Source organism: Prevotella rectalis (genome assembly GCF_900607215.1).
GTDB lineage: Bacteria > Bacteroidota > Bacteroidia > Bacteroidales > Bacteroidaceae > Prevotella > Prevotella brunnea.
Genome location: NZ_LR027819.1, coordinates 127,028 through 145,719 on the forward strand (window position 1 = coordinate 127,028; position 18,692 = coordinate 145,719).

Annotated in this window: 23 protein-coding genes; all 23 read left to right on the forward strand. The window is 35.9% G+C overall.

Annotated features, from left to right (window positions below; translation table 11 throughout):
• A partial coding sequence (locus E0E16_RS00675) for an ISAon1 family transposase (protein WP_130828424.1) occupies positions 1–546 on the forward strand: 546 nt, incomplete at its 5' end.
• Positions 547–590: 44 nt separating this feature from the next.
• Positions 591–971 (forward strand): hypothetical protein, encoded by a 381-nt coding sequence (locus E0E16_RS00680; protein ID WP_181951307.1) that lies wholly within the window; start codon positions 591–593, stop codon positions 969–971.
• Positions 972–982: 11 nt separating this feature from the next.
• Positions 983–1,687: a ParA family protein gene (locus E0E16_RS00685; protein WP_051274770.1), complete on the forward strand. Its 705-nt coding sequence runs from the start codon at positions 983–985 to the stop codon at positions 1,685–1,687.
• Complete coding sequence (locus E0E16_RS00690) at positions 1,680–2,141, forward strand: hypothetical protein (RefSeq protein ID WP_036883791.1); 462 nt, start codon at positions 1,680–1,682, stop codon at positions 2,139–2,141. The genes E0E16_RS00685 and E0E16_RS00690 overlap by 8 nt, the downstream gene beginning before the upstream one ends.
• Before the next feature lie 11 nt (positions 2,142–2,152).
• On the forward strand, positions 2,153–2,407 hold the full coding sequence (locus tag E0E16_RS00695; protein ID WP_025876622.1) for a hypothetical protein: 255 nt from the start codon (positions 2,153–2,155) through the stop codon (positions 2,405–2,407).
• On the forward strand, positions 2,404–3,075 hold the full coding sequence (locus E0E16_RS00700; protein WP_025876624.1) for a hypothetical protein: 672 nt from the start codon (positions 2,404–2,406) through the stop codon (positions 3,073–3,075). Before E0E16_RS00695 ends, E0E16_RS00700 begins: the two co-directional genes overlap by 4 nt.
• A 21-nt stretch (positions 3,076–3,096) precedes the next feature.
• The gene (locus tag E0E16_RS00705) at positions 3,097–3,375 is read left to right on the forward strand and encodes a DUF3127 domain-containing protein (protein WP_025876626.1); all 279 of its coding nucleotides are present in this window, start codon (positions 3,097–3,099) and stop codon (positions 3,373–3,375) included.
• Between the two features lie 255 nt (positions 3,376–3,630).
• Complete coding sequence (locus E0E16_RS00710) at positions 3,631–4,029, forward strand: hypothetical protein (protein ID WP_130828386.1); 399 nt, start codon at positions 3,631–3,633, stop codon at positions 4,027–4,029.
• Positions 4,030–4,151: 122 nt separating this feature from the next.
• Entirely contained in the window at positions 4,152–4,511 is a 360-nt protein-coding gene (locus tag E0E16_RS00715) for a DUF4134 domain-containing protein (protein WP_130828387.1), read from the forward strand.
• Between the two features lie 86 nt (positions 4,512–4,597).
• Positions 4,598–4,882: a DUF4133 domain-containing protein gene (locus E0E16_RS00720; RefSeq protein ID WP_036883804.1), complete on the forward strand. Its 285-nt coding sequence runs from the start codon at positions 4,598–4,600 to the stop codon at positions 4,880–4,882.
• 2 nt (positions 4,883–4,884) lie between these two features.
• On the forward strand, positions 4,885–7,818 hold the full coding sequence (locus tag E0E16_RS00725; protein WP_130828388.1) for a TraG family conjugative transposon ATPase: 2,934 nt from the start codon (positions 4,885–4,887) through the stop codon (positions 7,816–7,818).
• Positions 7,791–8,567 carry a hypothetical protein gene (locus tag E0E16_RS00730; protein WP_130828389.1) on the forward strand — a complete coding sequence of 259 codons (777 nt, stop codon included), beginning with the start codon at positions 7,791–7,793 and terminating at the stop codon, positions 8,565–8,567. The genes E0E16_RS00725 and E0E16_RS00730 overlap by 28 nt, the downstream gene beginning before the upstream one ends.
• Positions 8,568–8,601: 34 nt before the next feature.
• A complete protein-coding gene (locus E0E16_RS00735) occupies positions 8,602–9,291 on the forward strand; it encodes a hypothetical protein (protein WP_130828390.1) in 690 nt (229 codons plus the stop codon).
• On the forward strand, positions 9,288–9,959 hold the full coding sequence (locus E0E16_RS00740; protein ID WP_130828391.1) for a DUF5045 domain-containing protein: 672 nt from the start codon (positions 9,288–9,290) through the stop codon (positions 9,957–9,959). The genes E0E16_RS00735 and E0E16_RS00740 overlap by 4 nt, the downstream gene beginning before the upstream one ends.
• Positions 9,960–9,977: 18 nt before the next feature.
• Positions 9,978–11,273: a TraJ family protein gene (locus tag E0E16_RS00745; protein WP_130828392.1), complete on the forward strand. Its 1,296-nt coding sequence runs from the start codon at positions 9,978–9,980 to the stop codon at positions 11,271–11,273.
• 22 nt (positions 11,274–11,295) lie between these two features.
• Positions 11,296–11,892, forward strand: coding sequence for a conjugative transposon protein TraK (gene traK / locus E0E16_RS00750; protein WP_036883820.1), 597 nt, complete (start codon positions 11,296–11,298; stop codon positions 11,890–11,892).
• A 4-nt stretch (positions 11,893–11,896) separates the two neighbouring features.
• Complete coding sequence (locus E0E16_RS00755; protein ID WP_255418080.1) at positions 11,897–12,391, forward strand: hypothetical protein; 495 nt, start codon at positions 11,897–11,899, stop codon at positions 12,389–12,391.
• A complete protein-coding gene (gene traM, locus E0E16_RS00760; RefSeq protein WP_130828394.1) occupies positions 12,391–13,641 on the forward strand; it encodes a conjugative transposon protein TraM in 1,251 nt (416 codons plus the stop codon). Before E0E16_RS00755 ends, traM begins: the two co-directional genes overlap by 1 nt.
• Positions 13,642–13,660: 19 nt before the next feature.
• On the forward strand, positions 13,661–14,587 hold the full coding sequence (gene traN / locus E0E16_RS00765; RefSeq protein WP_130828395.1) for a conjugative transposon protein TraN: 927 nt from the start codon (positions 13,661–13,663) through the stop codon (positions 14,585–14,587).
• A 21-nt stretch (positions 14,588–14,608) separates the two neighbouring features.
• Positions 14,609–15,109, forward strand: coding sequence for a hypothetical protein (locus E0E16_RS00770; protein ID WP_181951310.1), 501 nt, complete (start codon positions 14,609–14,611; stop codon positions 15,107–15,109).
• A gap of 151 nt (positions 15,110–15,260) precedes the next feature.
• Complete coding sequence (locus E0E16_RS00775) at positions 15,261–15,908, forward strand: hypothetical protein (RefSeq protein ID WP_255418081.1); 648 nt, start codon at positions 15,261–15,263, stop codon at positions 15,906–15,908.
• An 18-nt stretch (positions 15,909–15,926) separates the two neighbouring features.
• On the forward strand, positions 15,927–18,275 hold the full coding sequence (locus E0E16_RS00780) for a type IV secretory system conjugative DNA transfer family protein (protein WP_130828396.1): 2,349 nt from the start codon (positions 15,927–15,929) through the stop codon (positions 18,273–18,275).
• A complete protein-coding gene (locus E0E16_RS00785; protein ID WP_130828397.1) occupies positions 18,275–18,673 on the forward strand; it encodes a helix-turn-helix domain-containing protein in 399 nt (132 codons plus the stop codon). Before E0E16_RS00780 ends, E0E16_RS00785 begins: the two co-directional genes overlap by 1 nt.
• The last annotated feature ends 19 nt before the right edge of the window (positions 18,674–18,692 follow it).

Below are 18,692 nucleotides of genomic sequence, written 5' to 3' on the forward strand. Positions count from 1 at the left end.
GTACAGGAATTGCGTATCAAGCACCGCTGGGATGCAATACAGCAGGCAAACGACGAGATGGAGGAGGCAAAACTCTGCGATGAACCATACAGCCCATACCGATACGCTAATGGAGATACAAGAAAAGAGCTTCTCGCCAGGTCAAGATATCTGCTCTTCAAGTCCGCTGACAAATGGACCGAGCGTCAGAAACTGCGAGCTAAAATTCTTTTTGAACAATATCCGGACATCCAAAAGGCATACGGATTGTGCCATTCTCTGCGCATGATCTTTGCAAAGAACACCATCAAGGATGCAGCCAGACTTTCCATGGCACGGTGGTACAATAAAGTTGAAGAGGCAGGCTTTCATTCATTCAATGTCATTGCTGCCACATTCTACGAGCATTATGATGAGATATTGAACTTCTATAACAACAGGGCTTCGAATGCCATGGCAGAATCGTTCAATGCCAAAATTAAACTTTTCCGAGCTAATCTAAGAGGAGTGGCAGACAAGAAGTTCTTCCTATTCAGAATTGCAAATCTATACGCATATCCCCACTGATTTTCTACTGAGCCCAAGAAGTTCTCAACAACAGTAATTCTGTTATGAAAATGGAATTGTTCTTATCGGGTGACTATGCAAAGTTTAATCCAGTTCTCGAGTTTCATGCATGGGACTTAAAGGGGAAAGGTATGACTATGCATACATCGACCGGGCATGACGTGAGTATGATTTGGGGGCTCATTTACGAAAACACTCCTTTTTCATATGCATCAGCTCAAATAAAAGGTGCATATTCATCATTCTCAGCAGTACTTGTTCTCACTAATTTAATGGAAGAAAGTGGAGAGATCTCTGTTCATGCAAAGGTTTTCAAGGATGATAAGGTAATCCGGGACGAGACACATAATATTAGTATTAAGGCAACAGATAATGTCGTTAGTATTGCTTTTATCCCTGAGAATGGCTTCACAAAAGTAAAATAGGAGGAGTTACTATGAAAGTAGACATTTCTAATAAGATCATAGATAATAAGATTATCCTCTTTGCCAATCAGAAAGGTGGAGTTGGTAAGACTACCATATGTGGTTTATTCTCTAATTACCTTGCAGATACACGTAAAGTGTCTCTACTTGTTGTCGATGCAGATCCCCAGCAAACTTTTGCCAATCGTCGTAAAGATGATAGTCGTAGACAGAAAGATATACCTTATAATGTACAGTCTGTTACAATAAAAGATCCTTCCAGCACACGAAATATTATGCTAACATTAAGAGGATTAGAAGGGACAACTATTATTGATACCCCAGGAAGTTTAACACAGGAAGGAATGAAAGAATTACTTGCTAATGCAGATTATATCGTATGTCCTTATCACTATGATTTAAATACGATAGACTCAACACGTGCCTTCATTCTTGCTGTCCTGCGATTGAAGCAAGCTTATCCACAGATTAAAGCACAATTTATCTTTATTTGCAATAAGTATGATGTACGAGTTGGCAAAGGAAGTGAGTTGCAAGCATGGAAGATTGTAGATGCGTTCTTCAAGAGATATGGTATTATTGCTCCTCGCATTGGTAATTATGCCGATTTGGAACGCTATAATACTATTAGTAATAGTGATAAGGCAGACAAACTCACAAAACAGTGCTTTGATTTTATCTTTAAAACCATTTATAAAGAAAACGACAATGACTAAGTATAAAACAGATATTGCAGCATCAGCATCTTCTATGATGGAACTCCCAGGAACACTCGAGGGAATGTTACATGACATTCATGGGCAAGTAGAAGTATCACCAGCAGCAGTTCCTCCTATTGCAACATCAACATCCCATACAGAAGCTACAAAGAAGAAAAGTTCCAAGACGCCTGCTAAGGTGCTTGAACAACCAAAAATAGTTAATGGTGATGCTTTATGGACAGCTTTTTGGAGACAATGTGCCACAGAGAGCCAACAGCCTAAAATTGTAGGAAAAGATGGAAATGTAAGCTTCTGCAAAGTTGACAAGGATATCCTTGCAACTTTCAAGAAGTACGTAGTTGGAGGCTATACTACTCAGACAGTAGTTAATGCTATTCTTCGAAGTTTTATACTTCATTATAAGAAAAATTTTAACGAGTATAGGAAGTCAGAAAAGTCATTGCTATAAATGTACGTTCTATGAATAAGAATTATTTTCAAAAATATGGAACAAAGATAGTGTCAAAAATGACAAAATACATTTTAGTACTACTAATTGCGGGTGTGACATGGGTGGTAGCCATTTCACCATCTATGTACAAAAGAGGAGAGCAACTTTATGAACAAGGAAAGAAATTCTATAATGAGGAGAGAAATCCAAGTTCTGCTACCATGTTTTATCAAAAAAATAGTGACAGCTCTATCATAAACATAATTGAGAAAGAAAAGAAATGAGTAAGACTACAACAATATGGAATGAAGAAAGAGAGCAGTTCTTAAAAGAGAATTATGCTTATAAAACTAATGGCAATTTAGCAAACCGCCTCGGTATTTCTGTTCCCTCGGTGAAAAAAAAGGCTTACGAGTTAGGATTAAAGAAAGTCTGCGCCAAACGCAAGATACATTCTGCTTTAGAAGCAAATGTTCTTAAGATGTCTGAACTAAACTCTTATAGATCCATTGCTGACAAATTGGATATATCACTATCATCTGTAAAAACCATTGTCAACAAAGCAACTACCAATGGGTATAAGAAGCGCAGCAAGGAAGCGACAAAAAAGATAATGTCAGAAGCTCGCATCCGTCTTATCAAGAAGGAACGAGCACGCGCTATTTTTGGTTTAAATCCTAAGACGAAGTTAAAAGTTTTTCCTAACAAACAGAAGTATCGTATGCGTGACCGCTTAAAACGATGCCGATACGATGTAGATAGGAATAGTATCGACGTGTTTATTGATGATGAAACACGCCGTCATGATAGCATTGAACATGAAGCTCAAAAGTTGGGTTTCAATATCATTCTTCCAGTAAAAGAATATTATTCGATAGATTTCGTCTCTGAGAATGGAGAGGCTGAAAAGCAAATAGCAGAAGAGTTTACAAGAAACTACCGTTATAAATAAACAATTTAAAACAAGAGAATTATGTCACAATGTAATGGAAAGGTAATTGCCATCGGTGAAGTAAAAACTGGTGAGAGTCAAAGAGGAAAATGGTCTTCTCAACAATGGGTTGTTGAAGAGCAGGGACAACAATATCCCGAGCATTGGGTACTTGAAACCTTTGGAGAAGATAATATTAGCAAGTTCGATGTGCATGTAGGCGATATGGTAACTGTAAAATACACAGCACGTTCTACAGAAAGGAATGGTAACTATTATCCATCTAATCGTCCATGGGAAGTTGTCAAGGAACAACAATAGAAAAATGAGAAATAAATCTAAGCGGACTGCTGAAAGGTAGTCCGTTTTTCTTTTGTGTTGATAAGTAGTTATTATTGCGTTATAAAGTACGAAAAACATTATTTTATCACTGATTCTTTTCCCTCATTGTTGTATTCTGCATTGAGGAGTGTGTGGTTGTAAATAAAACGATACTTTTGTGAAAGTTTCTACAAAGCCCTTTACTTGAACTTTGAATTTTTGTAGAGAACGAAGAAATCTAAAAGTGTTAAATTTATGTTTGGTACATTTATGACCATTATCATAATTGGCTATATTGGCTATTATGGTTACAATATCGTTTATGATCTCTACTTCGACAAGTCAGGTGAAGTAGTTACCACTGCTGCCGTTGATGAACAAGAAGTAGATATAAAAGACGAATTGGGAGGCTTCACCCAGTTTAATGCTGATGAAGGTATAAGTGAAGAAAAGAAGCCTGTAAGCACATCTTCTTCAAATGTTATTCCAGGCAAACCTTTAAGATCCAATGATGATAAAGGTGAACCTACATTTGCAATGTCAGGAGGTGTTAAAGCAGATAACCTTTCTACTCTGATAACCTCGTTAGAAAACAAAGAGGAAGGCTCTAACTTTGATATTGTCGTAAAAGCTATGACGCCCTCCTCTATATAATATCTTCATTTAAAATACACAATAGGTTCTAAGCCGTCCAGACGATTTATCACTATGTGATAATTGGCAAAAGGCTTCTTTTCTCGGTACTTTAATTCGAAATATCAAAAAAAATAATTTAAATGTTTCAATTAAAGCGTTTTTTAGATTCTGCCAAGAAGGTGGCAGGTAAATCAAAAATTTCTCTTAATCGTGGATTCACCCTTTTCATGATCGGCTTCATGGGCGGTGTACAAGCTTTTGCACAGAGTCAAGGTGCCGGTGGTTTTGAGAAAGCTACTAGGGAGGTCAGCAGCTATGCTGAACCCGTAAGAAAGCTGATGTATGCCATTGCTGCTGTTATTGCGTTGGTAGGTGCATTTAATGTTTACTTTAAGATGCAAAATGGTGACCAGGATGTGAAGAAGACCATTATGATGACTATTGGCGGTTGTGTAGCCATGGTAGCCATGGCTACAGCACTACCACTGTTCTTCAAATAGGTTGTAGCAGAATATACCCGATATAGCAGCTTTTAGCTCTATATCGGTGTATATCTCATTAAGCGATATGTATTTATTTGTTTGATATGGAAGAATTCAATAGCTATCCAGTATTTAAGGGTTTACAAAAGCCATTAGAATTTATGGGGATTCGTGGAAAGTTTATCTATTATGCTGCTGGTACATTTTTATTAGGTTTTATTGGCTTTCTTGTATTTAACATTATAATTAATTTCTTTGCTGGGGCAATTGCCCTTGCAGTTATAGCAGGTACGGGAATTATTATCATTTTTATCAAGCAAAAACTTGGACTACACGCAAAGAAGCGCTATAAAGGAATTGTACATTATACAGGATTATTTGATTATTAGCAATGGCAAAGAAAAAAGAGAGACCATTTGACAAGTTATATGCAGAACTTGAAGAGATCAAGGATGCACGTGGAGAAATCACGAATACCGTCCTTTTTTCGAAGGACGGCAACTGGTCTGTTATTATTGAAATAGAGAATCCCATCCAACAATATTGTACGGATGCAGAGCTTTATTATAGCTATGCTGATATTTTAAGCAATATAATTCAAACATTAGGGGAAGGCTATTGTTTACAAAAACAAGATGTATTTTGTAAGCAGGGATATAATCATGCTGTCACTGATGATATGAGCTTTCTCTATAAATCATATTTTAATTATTTCAAGGGACGTGAGTATACCAATATTCGTACATTCTTAATCATTACACAGGAATTCAAACAGAGTTCTTTCGTTAAATACGATCCTAAAGCATGGCTTGATTTTCATTCAAAGGTCGGCAAGGTTATTAATATCTTATCAGAAAAAAGCATTCCACATTATAAACTCAATAAGAAAGAAGTTGCAGAATATGTACATCGCTTCCTTGCTTTTAATTTTAAACCACAGCCGTTCTCTTTGAACAATATGAATGTAACAGATGAATATATTAAGGCAGGCGAAAGAGCCATAAAATCTTTTTCATTGGTTAATATAGACACAATAGACCTACCAACATTCATTCGTCCTTTTAATACAATGCCTATCAACGGCTTTAATATTGCAACAGATCTTCTGTCATTTCTTGCAGATATACCATCTACGGATTGTGTTATTTATAATCAAGTAATACAGATACCTCAACAACGTCCACTGGTGCGCAAGTTACAGAGTAAGGCAAAACGTCATGATTCTATGCCTGACCCAAGTAACAAGATTGCAAAGGCTGATATTGATCTTGTGCTTGATTTACTTGCTAAAGAAAGTAAGCTGCTTGTATATTGTAACTTTAATATTATAACTTCTTGCCCCCTTGCCAAAATAAATGATGTAAGTTCATTTTTAGAAACGAAGTTGTATGATTGTAGTATTATGCCATCAAAGGCTTGTTACAACCAATTAGAGTTGTTCACAAACTCTTTCCCTGGTATGTCTTATTCTCTCAATAAGGAGTATGATTTATTCCTTACCCTTGCAGATGCTGCAATATGTTTATTCTATAAAGAACACATGAAACATAGTGAAGACTCTCGTCTGAATGTCTATTATACAGATAGGCAGGGTATACCTGTTTCTATAGATATAACAGGAAAGGAAGGAAAAATTAAGATGACAGACAATGCTAACTTTTTCTGTCTAGGTCCCAGTGGAAGTGGAAAGAGTTTCCACATGAATTCAGTTGTAGCACAGCTTCTCATGCAAGATACTGATGTCGTTATGATTGATACTGGAGATAGTTATGAAGGGATAAGCCATTATTTCCACGGTACCTATATCACCTATAGTAAAGAGAGCCCTATATCAATGAACCCATTCAGTATTACAACTGATGAATATAATCTAAATTTTGGTGAGAAAAAGCAGTTCTTAAAATCTCTAATTTTCCTAATATTCAAAGGGAGCGAAGAACCTACAAAGATTGAAGATAAAATCATCAATCAAACTCTTGTAGAGTATTATGAAGAATACTTTCACCCATTTGAAAAGTTCTCTAAGAAAGACAGAGAACGTCTTCGCGAACGTCTTTTGCTTGAAGAGAAAAAGAATGGCGAATATGAAAAGTATGAGCAGAAGTTAGAGGAAAAATACGGGGATGATTATCGTATAGAAGAACTGGAGGGGGATATAGACGATGGAGACAATAATAACATTTCGAGAGGTTATAATTCAAAAAATAGTTCTGATAACTTTGATTTTACCGCAGAAGAAAAAAGTCATCATGCAAAAGTAGAACGTCAAGTTAATAAGCTGCGCAATGTAGTTAATGATAAGGCTGCATCTGATGGTGAAAAGCAGAATGCCAACAAGCAACTTATTCGTCTTATGCCAGAGCTTATAGAGGGAAAATACCTGATGCGTATTGAGAAGAAGATTGACAGAATGGAAAGGAAACGTCGTAAATTGCACGTTACCAACCTATCATTCAATACATATTATGAATTTGCTTTAGAGCGTATTCCTCAAATAATGGCTGAAAAGAAAATAGAATTCGATATAGATGATTTTGCAGCCATCTTAGAACAATTCTATAAAGGTGGAGAATTGGAGCATACTCTAAATAACGACCTCGATAAGTCGCTTTTTGATGAAAAATTTATAGTCTTTGAGATTGATAAGATAAAAGATGACCCTATACTTTTTCCTATTGTCGTCTTGATTATAATGGATGTATTTTTACAAAAAATGCGTCTAAAGAAAGGGCGAAAGGCTCTTATCATTGAGGAAGCATGGAAAGCTATATCTTCTCCCACAATGGCAGGATATATTAAGTACCTCTATAAAACAGTTCGTAAGTTCAATGGTATTGCTGGTGTTGTTACACAGGAGCTCAATGACGTGATAGATTCCCCTATTGTTAAGGAGGCAATCATCAATAACTCTGACATAAAAATACTTTTGGATCAAAGTAAATTTAAGGATAGATATGAGGCTATTTCTGCAATCCTTGGATTAACAGTTGTTCAACGACAACAGATATTTACGGTTAATGCTTTACCTCCCAAAGAAGGTATCCCTTATCATAAAGAAGTGTGGATAAGTCGTGGACAAAATTCTGATGTGTATTCTGTAGAAGTACCACCGGAATGGTACTGGGCATTTACAACAGAACGTGTTGAGAAAGAAGCTTTAAAAGTCTATGAAAAAGCTTTCAATGATGATATTGAGCAAGCCATTGCTCATATAGAAGCTGACAGAAAAGCTATGAAAATTAGTCGATACTTTGACTTTGCAGTCCTCGTTAATAAACATCAAAATATTATGAGCTTATGGAATCAACAAAAAAGGTATTATTGAGTTTAATAATCTTGTCATTATATTGTATTTCAAGTAATGCGGTAGTACGAGTAGTAATTGATAAGAAAAGTGTAGCAGCAGTAACGGCTAATACTGCTATTCAAAGTACCATTGAAATTGTCCACAATAAGACTTTGGAGGATATACGTAAGAAGCAAGAAAAGATTATGTCCTATACTGCTACGATGGAATCCATAAAAGAACTTTATCGCATGTCAATGCAGAATATTAGTGGATTTGGAGAGGAATCAGCCTATTACAGACAAATGGTTGATAACTTCTTACAAATACCAGGTAACACTGCAAGAGCGGTAAAGGCTATTAATCGTTGTCCTGGTATTAACTATATCAATAGTTTAAATGAAATTGTTAATATTCAGTCAGATGTTGTTGGTTTAGTAGAAAAATTTGTAGATATAGTAAATAATGGTAAAGTTGATTTTTCCGCATTTACAAGTGGAAAAAGTAATGATAAGCTCTCCAAACTATTACAGAATGCCCACTTAGGGAAAGGAGATGGATATAACTTTCTCGATCGGTATCAACGCCTTACATTAGCCAATGAATTACTAGCCCATATTGTTGATATTAATACACGACTTAACCAAATTGTTTATATATGCGAATATTGCCGTACATTCAGTAATTTCATGTACAATATTGATCCTTTGACTTGGGCTTCATATTTTCAGGGAGCAAATATGGTACAAGGGGTTATCAATGATTGGAAGTATGAAATGCAAGGTTAATTAAGTTTATCACTCTCAATTTATCCTGTACAGAATGAAAAAGATACTGCTTATATTATTTTTTATAGTTGGCTCGTTTGCATATTGTCATGCTGGGATTGAATTCCCAGCTGATATGCCTACATTATCAGCGCTTATAAGTCTTCATAAGAAAATGGCTAAGGCTGAGGATGCTTCTGTAAATCAAGTAAACACAAGTTATATAGAACAGCAACTTGTAACAAATAATGCTACTAAGTTTAATGATGTTCGCACTACGCTAAATACAAAGCTCAATAATGCACATCAATGGATAGTTCTTGCTGCTGCTATGTCAAAAACAACACTTGATGTAGGAAGTACTGTAAAGGAATATATACAATTCACCAAACTAATGGGAAAAAACTTATTACGTAAGCCACAGATAGCATGGTATTTTGCAGAAGCAAACTACAACGTAAGTAAAAGAGTTTCGCTCTTAAAAAAATCAGTTGCATTACTCGTTGCTTCCGAGACCAATATTCTTAAAGCATCATTAGATGAACGTATAGAAATTATCTTTAATATTCAAGCACAAGTATCTATTATCCGAGGAATTATCAGTCAAGCTCTTTTTTGGAGCGGTTGTGTTGCCATCGGAGGGTTTAAATATGATTATATATGGGACATTCTCAACAGCGAAGTCTATACAGGTATAGCAAACGATATTATAAACTCATGGAATAAAAATCTTACAGAGATATGAAAAAAACACTTTGCCTTATAGTCCTCATAATAGTGACTTTAAATGTTACAGCTCAGCGACCTGTTCATGATCCTCAAAAAGAGCACCAAATACGTTCTATGGAACAAGGACATTGGGATTTCTCTCCAAGTTGGTGGTATCTTCTTTTCCATAAAAAATATAGCGGTGCAAGCAAGAAATGGAAATGGAGAGGCTTTAAATCCGGGTGGCGTGTTGTTTTCAAGGAAAGTGATTCTAACGTGAAGACAATTGCTCCACGTCGAGAAAAGCAGCTTGTTGCTCAGTTCTTAAAACAACAAATTGTAGAAAAAGAACGTAAAAAGATAAAAGAACTCAATAACGAAGAAATAGCTCGTGCAGCCGATCGAAACTCTGATATGGTGTATGGGAAGTATAAGGAGTTATTTACGGACATGCAATCGTCCATTACAGAAGGATTGACTTATTGTATGATAAAAAGCAAAGGTAAGATGGCTGGAAGTATTAAAGAACTCACAGATAGAAATGAAGTGATAACTTCAAACATAGCCTACCTTCGCAAAACAGGAGTTGGATATGAACTTGAAAATGCAAAAAGAGAAAGAGGGTTTGCTAAAGCAAAGAAAGATATGGAAGAACTTGTAAAGAAGGTAACAACTCTTGCACGTCTCGCAAAAGCTTTTTATTAATTCATAAGAATGATGATTATGATAGACCAATTATTGAGTATAAATATGATGATGACAGCCTTTGTTAATCAGCTTCTAACAATGGGCTTACCTGTCATAGATGAAAGTTTGGCTGAACTTATGAGTGTTATGAAGTCTGCTCCGACAAATGGTCTGTTTGGGGAAATGCAAAGTATGGCAAGGGGGTTAGGTATAACACTTGCTTTGTGCGTTGGCTCATATGAATGTTGGGTGATGATACTTGGAAGGCGTGCAATGGATGTCCTAAAGATACTCCGTATCTTAGGCCTTGCAATATGCATCCAGTTTTCCCCTTCGATCTGTAATGCGTTGGATGTTCCAGGTAACTGGTTAGAAAGTAGAACGCAAGGCATGGCAAAAGTTGCAAATAAGCAAGTTGCAACTTTAGAAAGAGCAGTTGCAACAAAACAGCAAGAGTACATGGATTCGCTTCGAAGTCAAATGTCAAAACAAGAAGAGCAGAAAGCAGCACAAGATGCTGCTACAGAAGATGGTATCTTTGACAAAATCCAACATGGCATAGAAAATATAGGTATAAGTATTCAAAATTATGCAAAGCAAGCTGCTGTATTGCTCGAAACAAAGATTAGTGAATGGGCAAATGACATCATTCGATTCATAGGAGAGATTATTTTTCAAATGTGCTATTATGGAATATTAGTAGGACAACGAATTTTTCTAAGTGTATTAAAATTATTCTGCCCTGTCATGTTTGCTTTGTCTATTGTTCCACCCTGGAGAAGTGCTTGGTCACAATGGATATCAAAGTATCTTACTATTTCCCTTTGGGGCTTTCTTGTATATCTCATAGTGTACTACATAGACTTCTTAATTATGTATTATTTAAAGTCGGACTTAACGGCATATAATCAACTCCTTCACAATGCTGCTGATTTGAATAATATTGGAGCACTTGGTATGCAAGCTATAGGAACAACTTGTATGTATGTTGTAGGAATGTTAGCAGGTGCAAAGATTTTAAGTATGGTACCTGAGGTATGTTCTTGGCTCATTCCTGGAGGTGTTTCTTCTGGTGCTGGTTCTATGGCTGCTGGTACATCAAGTGGCGTTGCTGGAGCTGCTGGAGCAGCAGTCGGTGTAGCTGCTGGAGCTGTAACAGGTGGTGCAAGTACTGCTGCAAGTGTTGCAGGAGCTTATAACCAAAGCCGTTCAAGTGGAGGTTCTGTTACTGGTTCTATTGTCAATAGTGCAATTAGTAATTCAAGCATTGGTAAGAGTTTCATATCAGGATCAGAGCGAGCTGAAAAACTTAATAATGAAATGAAAAAATAGAATTGTAGATAATTAAGTGAATATGTTAATACAGAGTTTAGAAAAGAAAACAAAATTAGCCTTGATGACAGTGTTGCTGACTATTGTCGGCAATGTAGTTATCTGCGGTATGCTTATTATATATGGAGCTAAGGTGTTGACAGATGAACGTAATCAAGTCTATGTGCTTGATGGCGATATACCATTCCTTGCTGAACGTAGTAAACAGGAGGCTAATTTCGTCATGGAAGCAAAAGCCCATATTCAGCTCTTTCACCAATATTTTTTCACGCTCCCACCTGATGATGACTATATTAAATGGACATTAGGGAAAGCAATGTATATGGCTGATGGCACAGCATTGAAGCAGAAGCAAGCTATGGAAGAGAATGGTTTCTTCTCTGACATTGTATCTTCCTCTGCAACGTGTACAATTATGTGTGATAGTATAAAATTGAATGAAAGAACACGAAAGTTTACATATTATGGGACTCAAAATATAAAGAGACGTACAAAGAGTATGAGACGTTCGCTCATTACTGCTGGTGATATAGAAACTGTACCACGCACTCAGAACAACCCACATGGACTACTCATTACACATTGGAGAACTCTAAAGAATACAGATCTTGAATATTAAAGCTATGACAGGAAAAGAAAACGAAAAAAAAATACCAAGATACAAACGTCAGCTACGGTATCTTTGCAGACAAGCATCCAATGGCTGGAAACTACGAGATAGAATAGACCAAGGCAACCAATGGGCATTAGAAAATCGAAAGACTTTCTTTGCCTTAGTTGTTGGTATTCTTGGCTTTGCTTTTGCAACTACTGCTATATCTATTGTCTATGACCTGACAAGAGATAAGTCATCAGATAATATAGATGTGAATATTAATAAGCAAGAGAACTCTATCGAGGATATTTCTCCAATGATGAATGGGCTTAGACAGATTGAAGAAACAAAGAAGACAACCAAATTAGAGTTTAAGCAAGTTACTGATAAAGGTGTGTCTATTCATCGAGAACTTGATTCTCTTTTGGCGATTAAAGATAAAAGTCATGAAGATTCTGTGCGTATCGTACAGGATTATCGCCAGTTACAACGTATTGTCAATTTTTTAAAGAAAGGAAAATAATGAGAAAGCTAAATTTAAAACAGCCTAAGTATATTTTTCCTCTGGTAATATTTCTCCCTTTAACGTTCTTTGCCTATGAGATTTCATCAGTATTTGATGGAGGAAATACAACAACCGGGAAAGTAGCTACCGATTCTCTGAACATGGCTCTTCCTGATGCAGAGAATAGTGAGATGAAAAATAAGATGGCTGGTATGGAAGATTTAAACATGGGGACCGACGGCTATTCTGCTATTGGAGGATTTGGAGAAGATGGAGAAAGGGAAAAATATAGTAATGCCTATTCTGAGGACGAAATGAATCAGATCGATAAAGACAATGCAGAACGACAAGCACAGCAGAAAGCACAGGAGGAGATGGAGCGTAGTCTTGCAGAATCTCGTAAGCATATTAACTCTTATGCTAATGGTGGGTATAATAGTTATAATGGAGGAGGAAGAATATCAAGCAGAAATAACCCTCGTAGTCGTCAGGACGAGTTAGACGATTATGTTAAGGAACTTGAATATATACAGAAACGAAGTCGTGCTGCCCAAAAAGCCGTAGAGGAAAACTATAGAGAAGATAATGATTATAACGGAGGGGGCTATGATGATTACGATATTCCAAGCTATGGGCATAGAAATGGGCAATCGCAACGTCCTTCAAGTTCTTCAAAGAGTAAAAAATCAAAGAAAGAGGAGAAACCACAAACAGTAAAAAAGGTGCAGAGTCAAAATGCAGATAAGTTTAACACTGTAACTGCAAACAAGAGTATAGATTCTCCTCTAATCAAAGCAATGATAGATAAGACTACTAAAGCACATGAAGGAACTCGATTACGTTTCAAACTCCTTGATGATGTAACAATTAATAAAGTACGCTTAAAGAGAGGTACATATTTGTATGGTCTCGTTACTGGATTCGGGCAGCAACGTGTACTTGCAAGTATCACTAGTGTTCTTGTTGGTAATAAATTCATAAAAGTAAACTTGTCAGTATATGACAATGATGGTATGGAGGGATTTTATGTTCCTGAATCTGCTTTTAGAGACATGATGAAAGAAGCTGGTGCGCAGGCTATTCAACAGAATATGCAATTTGGTAATAATACAGGAAGTACCGTAAGTGGTGAATCTGTAGCCCTACAAGCCCTACAGAACATTTATCAGTCGGCAAGCAGTGCTTTTTCTTCCAATATGCGTAAGAACAAAGCACGTATTAAGTACAATACTATTGTTTATCTTGTCAATACATCAACCGAAGAATAACTTATTAAAAGAGAAAGTAATGAAAAAATTAATGCTATTATCATTAGTGTGCCTTTGTACAATAACAGCATGGGCACAAAAGAGATATAAAGAAATTGTACCTGATACAGCAAAGGTGCATTATATCCAACGTGGAAGTTTAGAAGATGCTTACATCTTTGATAGCAATCTTCAAAAAAATACAGTATACGTAAATGAGCAGGTTACAACCCACATTATCATGCCCGAAAATGTTAAGCTCGTAGATATATCAACAAATAATATTATTGGCAATCAATGTGCAGATAATATTGTAAGAATTAAGCCAGCAGGTAAAATGTATAACTATGAACTTGCAGGTACAATGACTGTGATAGGCGAACGTCATATAGCACAATTAAATATTGTCTATGTGAAAGGTCCAGCACTTGCAAATTCTATCTATAATATAGATTTATATGATACTAAACGCTACACTAATCCCGATGTGATGATACCAGAGGCTGATATGGCACGTCTTGCATGGGCTATATATGGGACATCTGCTCGTTTCCATAACATTCATTACAAAAAATATGGTATCAAGGCTGTTGTTAATAACATCTATTCTATAGATGATTATTTCTTCATAGATTTCTCTTTGTATAATAACACTAACATTAAGTTTGATATTGATGAGATAAGAGTTAAGCTAACAGATAAGAAAGAAAGTAAAGCTACTAATACTCAAACTATAGAGCTAACTCCTGTATATGAACTTAACAAAGCAACTTCTTTCAAAAAGGGATATCGTAATGTTATTGTGTTGAACAAGCTAACTTTCCCTGATGAAAAGATACTCAATTTAGAAATTTCTGAAAATCAAATATCGGGGCGAATATTGTATATTCCAATAGAATATTCAGATATATTGCATGCCGATGGTTTTGATGAGCATTTAATGAAAAGCCTTTCACGTAATAGATAATTAAGAGAAAAGGATATGAGCATGAAAAAAATACTATTACCCCTAATGTTACTACTTATTGTAACTTTAAATACCTATGCAGGTGATGGAGATCAGTTCTTTACATTGAATACTGGAATTCTGTTTAGAAACACTCTAAACGCCAGTTTTGGTTTTGAGAGAGAATTAAATTATGACAATGCCTTCGAGATATTTGGTGAAGTTGGAAACCGCTGGGAAAGAGATCCTGAATGTGGTAAGGTGTGTAGTAAGTCCTTTTGGAAAAATTACTACTGGAATGGTGGGGTTGTCTATAAGAAAAGTCTTGTTCGCTGGCGAAATTCAACATTGCGTCTCAATGTCGGTCCTTTAGCTGGAGCAGTACGTGGCAATTATTTCTTTGGAGCAGAAGGTAGTTTTGAATATAGCTATACTTTACGTAATGGAATAAAACTTGTTCTTAAACAAAAGAACAACGTATGCTTCATTCATGGTGATACTTTCCGAAACGGACTAACTGTAGGTATTAAAATTCCATTGTAAGAAAATCCTGTACAGAATAAGAACGTCTGATTGCAATGTTGCCTCATTTTACGCAAAGGAGCTATGTACCACATATTCACTCCCTTTGTCAACGAATGGAGAGACAATTATGTGCTACAAAAAGATATTATAAAAAAATCAAAGAAAGAGTATGAAAACAAAATCAATAATATGGATGTTATTCGTTATATCATTGTCTTTTCAGTTATCTTCATGTTCAGAACATTTAGATGACGAATGGCATGTGAACATAACGCCTGGTTGCATTTTACTAACAAACAATCAGATTATATCAGAGAAATCCTTTAATGCAACAAAAATGAATGCTGTAGGTGTTGTTATCGGCACAAGACAAGATACCGTGTGGGTTGTCAATACTAAGGAACTAGGACAATTCTCTTATCTTGACACCTTAAGCACGGTCTCTGACGTCTCTTCAAATGAGATGCTTTTATGTGGTTTAGAGAACACTGCAGCTATCCTTAAATCAAAAAGAAATAGTCCTGCTGTTAATGCAATAATGGCTTACCCCTCTTCTGTTACAGGATGGGCACTACCATCTATTGGTGAACTTAAAATGCTATCAGCTAATTTAGAGACTATTAGAAAGTCTATGCAGACTATCAAGGGGGACATTTTCTCATCTTCTCCCTATTTAAGTTCTACATCAGATGGTTCTTCTTCACAAACAGAAGAATTATATGCAAAGTGTATAATGCTTCAATCAGGCTATATATCATCTATCCTTAAAAAAGATGTAGCACAAATACGACCCGTACTGCGAATAAACGTAAGATAAATAAACGCAAATTGCTCTATGCCAATAGAAGAAACTAAGGAACAACAGCAGATATACAATATTTTCAGAAGTTGTATCTATATTATCCTTATCCTTGAACTTGTTATGAATTTACCAATTCTGACAAGTGATCCGATAACAAAATTTCTTTTATCCTTCTTATACAAGCTAAAGCTCTTTAATAGTGTTATTGGCTGTAAGTTTATGGAACTGGTATGTATAGCTGTTACGTGTACAGGGACAAGGGCAAAAAAGGAGTTGAAATTCAATATGAAAACAATGGTAGTCATACCATTAGGTATTGGCTTTTACCTTCTTTTAACAAGCGTATTAGTACATAAGGATAGCTGGGGTGGAACAATGTTAGGTTTTCCTACCAATAGGATTATATATGCTTTTTGTTCTGTCATTGGTATAATGCTCGTACATCAGGGATTAGATGCTATAAGCAAGTATTTTAATCATAAACTTGGAGATGACCGCTTCAATTTTGAAAATGAGAGTTTCCAACAGATGGAGAATAAGGTTGATAATCCGTATTCTGTGAACATACCTATGATATTTTACTTTAAGAAACGTATGCGCCATGGGTGGATAAATATTATCAATCCCTTTCGTGCTACTCTTGTATTAGGAACTCCAGGCTCTGGCAAATCATTTGGAATCATAGACCCTTTTATTCGACAACACTCTGCCAAAGGGTTTACGATGATGGTATATGATTACAAATTCCCTACTCTCGCAAAGAATTTACTTTATCAATATTGTAAGAACAAAAAATATGGTCATTTGCCTGAGAATTGTGGTTTTCGTATCATTAATTTCGCAAATGTAAGATACTCGAACCGTATCAATCCAATTCAAAAGAAGTATATCCCCGATATAGCAGCAGCATCAGAAACAGCAGCAACTCTCTTAGAGTCTCTCAATAAAGGAGGAGGAGACAAAAAAGGTGGTTCAGAGGCTTTTTTTAAGAATGCTTCTGAAAACTTTCTTGCAGCTATCATATATTTCTTTGTTAATTTTCATCCTACAGGTTATCTGAAAGGGAAAAAGCTAAAGCGCTTCTTCCACTATACACGAATAATCAATATTGATCAAGTTGAAGAAGGTATATTGCAACTTGTGTATAGACAATGGACGGATTATGCTGGTATTAACGAAAAGGGAGAAGTTATACTTGATTTTAATAATGAAGAATTTGTCAATATGTCATTAGACAAAGATGGCATCTTCGTAGAACTAGATGGATTCTCCTACAAAGACAGTGATAATTGTCTTGTTAGTATTACAGATGCATGGTACGAGGATAGTAATGGAAATAAGGTTACACCAGACACTATCACTGGAGAGTACTCTGATATGGCTCACGTGCTACAATTCCTTAATAAATCGTATGATAGTGTTTTCAAGATATTGATGAGTGATAAAGCTATTAAGCCTCTCATGGCTCCTTTTGAATCTGCTTTTAAGAACAAGGCTATGGATCAGTTGGAAGGTATGGTGGGAACACTTCGTGTTGCAGCTGGTCGCCTTGCCACAGAGGAAGCCTACTGGGTTTTTACAGGTGATGACTTTGACCTAAAAATATCAGATAAGGAAAATCCAAGTTATCTTGTCATTGCTAATGACCCTGAAAAGGAACAGGTTATAGGTTCACTAAATGCATTAATTTTAAACCGTCTTGTGGTTAAGATTAATAGTAAAAACAACTATCCCTGTAGTTTGATAATAGATGAGTTGCCAACACTCTATTTTCATAAAATAGATCGACTAATCGGAACTGCACGAAGTAACAAAGTTTCTGTTACACTCGGCTTCCAGGAACTACCTCAACTCGAAGCTGATTATGGAAAAAATGGTATGCAAACTATCATAGCTACATGTGGTAATGTTTTTATGGGTGCTGCACGCAACAAAGAGACACTTGAATGGGCACAGAATGATGTGTTTGGAAAAGTAAAGCAGACAAGTAAATCAATTTCTATCAATGACCAAAAGGTTTCTACTTCTATATCTGAGAAAATGGATCACATGCTTCCTGCTGCAAAAATAGCTGATATGCCTACCGGGTGGTTGGCTGGACAAGTTGCTCGAGATTTCACCCCTACTCCTAATGAAGCCATGACTACTTTTGAAATCGAAAACTCAGAAGAGTTTAAAACTTCAAAGTATTTCTGTAAGACTGATTTTGACATGAAGAGGATAAAGACTGAGGAAGAAAAATATGAGAATATTCCACCAATTTATGACTTTGGCTCTGACCGAAATATGAAAGTCATACTTAGTCGTAACTTTAACAGAATAGAGTCTGAGATAGAAAACATGATTAATGAACTTTTACCACCTGGTAAACCAGTAAAATAATGAAGAAACATATGACACAAAATGTAAGTAACTTGCTGCAAGAGAAATTAGGTAATCGTTTAAAGAATGTGCGCAGGTATTTAATGATGACGCAACAGGAAGTTGCTGAACAAACAGATGTATCTGTGATAACAATATCTAAGATAGAACACGATAAAGTTGTTAATTCAGATTCTTTCTTACGATTGTTTCTCTTTTACTCTAATTACATATCAGCAGATTTCCTATTTGCAAAGGATTTCAATGTTGCAGATGCAGATAATTACACAAAATCCTTCTCCTTAAATACGATAGTTAAGGCTAAAATAGAAGTGATAAGAGAAGAATTTGAGAAGGAACTATCTAGGCTAAAGTCTGAATATATACAGAAACTTACCGAAACGGCTAATTTACTTTAAGAGAAAATAAGAGTAATGT

Coding starts and splice junctions, on each gene's coding strand:
- E0E16_RS00725 (WP_130828388.1), top strand. CDS start 4,885: ATGGCAAAGAAAAAAGAGAGACCATTTGACAAGTTATATGCAGAACTT.
- E0E16_RS00700 (WP_025876624.1), top strand. CDS start 2,404: ATGAGTAAGACTACAACAATATGGAATGAAGAAAGAGAGCAGTTCTTA.
- traN (WP_130828395.1), top strand. CDS start 13,661: ATGAAAAAATTAATGCTATTATCATTAGTGTGCCTTTGTACAATAACA.
- E0E16_RS00780 (WP_130828396.1), top strand. CDS start 15,927: ATGCCAATAGAAGAAACTAAGGAACAACAGCAGATATACAATATTTTC.
- E0E16_RS00745 (WP_130828392.1), top strand. CDS start 9,978: ATGATAGACCAATTATTGAGTATAAATATGATGATGACAGCCTTTGTT.
- E0E16_RS00695 (WP_025876622.1), top strand. CDS start 2,153: ATGAATAAGAATTATTTTCAAAAATATGGAACAAAGATAGTGTCAAAA.
- E0E16_RS00710 (WP_130828386.1), top strand. CDS start 3,631: ATGTTTGGTACATTTATGACCATTATCATAATTGGCTATATTGGCTAT.
- traM (WP_130828394.1), top strand. CDS start 12,391: ATGAGAAAGCTAAATTTAAAACAGCCTAAGTATATTTTTCCTCTGGTA.
- E0E16_RS00755 (WP_255418080.1), top strand. CDS start 11,897: ATGACAGGAAAAGAAAACGAAAAAAAAATACCAAGATACAAACGTCAG.
- E0E16_RS00740 (WP_130828391.1), top strand. CDS start 9,288: ATGAAAAAAACACTTTGCCTTATAGTCCTCATAATAGTGACTTTAAAT.
- E0E16_RS00775 (WP_255418081.1), top strand. CDS start 15,261: ATGAAAACAAAATCAATAATATGGATGTTATTCGTTATATCATTGTCT.
- E0E16_RS00730 (WP_130828389.1), top strand. CDS start 7,791: ATGGAATCAACAAAAAAGGTATTATTGAGTTTAATAATCTTGTCATTA.
- traK (WP_036883820.1), top strand. CDS start 11,296: ATGTTAATACAGAGTTTAGAAAAGAAAACAAAATTAGCCTTGATGACA.
- E0E16_RS00715 (WP_130828387.1), top strand. CDS start 4,152: ATGTTTCAATTAAAGCGTTTTTTAGATTCTGCCAAGAAGGTGGCAGGT.
- E0E16_RS00735 (WP_130828390.1), top strand. CDS start 8,602: ATGAAAAAGATACTGCTTATATTATTTTTTATAGTTGGCTCGTTTGCA.
- E0E16_RS00720 (WP_036883804.1), top strand. CDS start 4,598: ATGGAAGAATTCAATAGCTATCCAGTATTTAAGGGTTTACAAAAGCCA.
- E0E16_RS00690 (WP_036883791.1), top strand. CDS start 1,680: ATGACTAAGTATAAAACAGATATTGCAGCATCAGCATCTTCTATGATG.
- E0E16_RS00705 (WP_025876626.1), top strand. CDS start 3,097: ATGTCACAATGTAATGGAAAGGTAATTGCCATCGGTGAAGTAAAAACT.
- E0E16_RS00685 (WP_051274770.1), top strand. CDS start 983: ATGAAAGTAGACATTTCTAATAAGATCATAGATAATAAGATTATCCTC.
- E0E16_RS00770 (WP_181951310.1), top strand. CDS start 14,609: ATGAAAAAAATACTATTACCCCTAATGTTACTACTTATTGTAACTTTA.
- E0E16_RS00785 (WP_130828397.1), top strand. CDS start 18,275: ATGAAGAAACATATGACACAAAATGTAAGTAACTTGCTGCAAGAGAAA.
- E0E16_RS00680 (WP_181951307.1), top strand. CDS start 591: ATGAAAATGGAATTGTTCTTATCGGGTGACTATGCAAAGTTTAATCCA.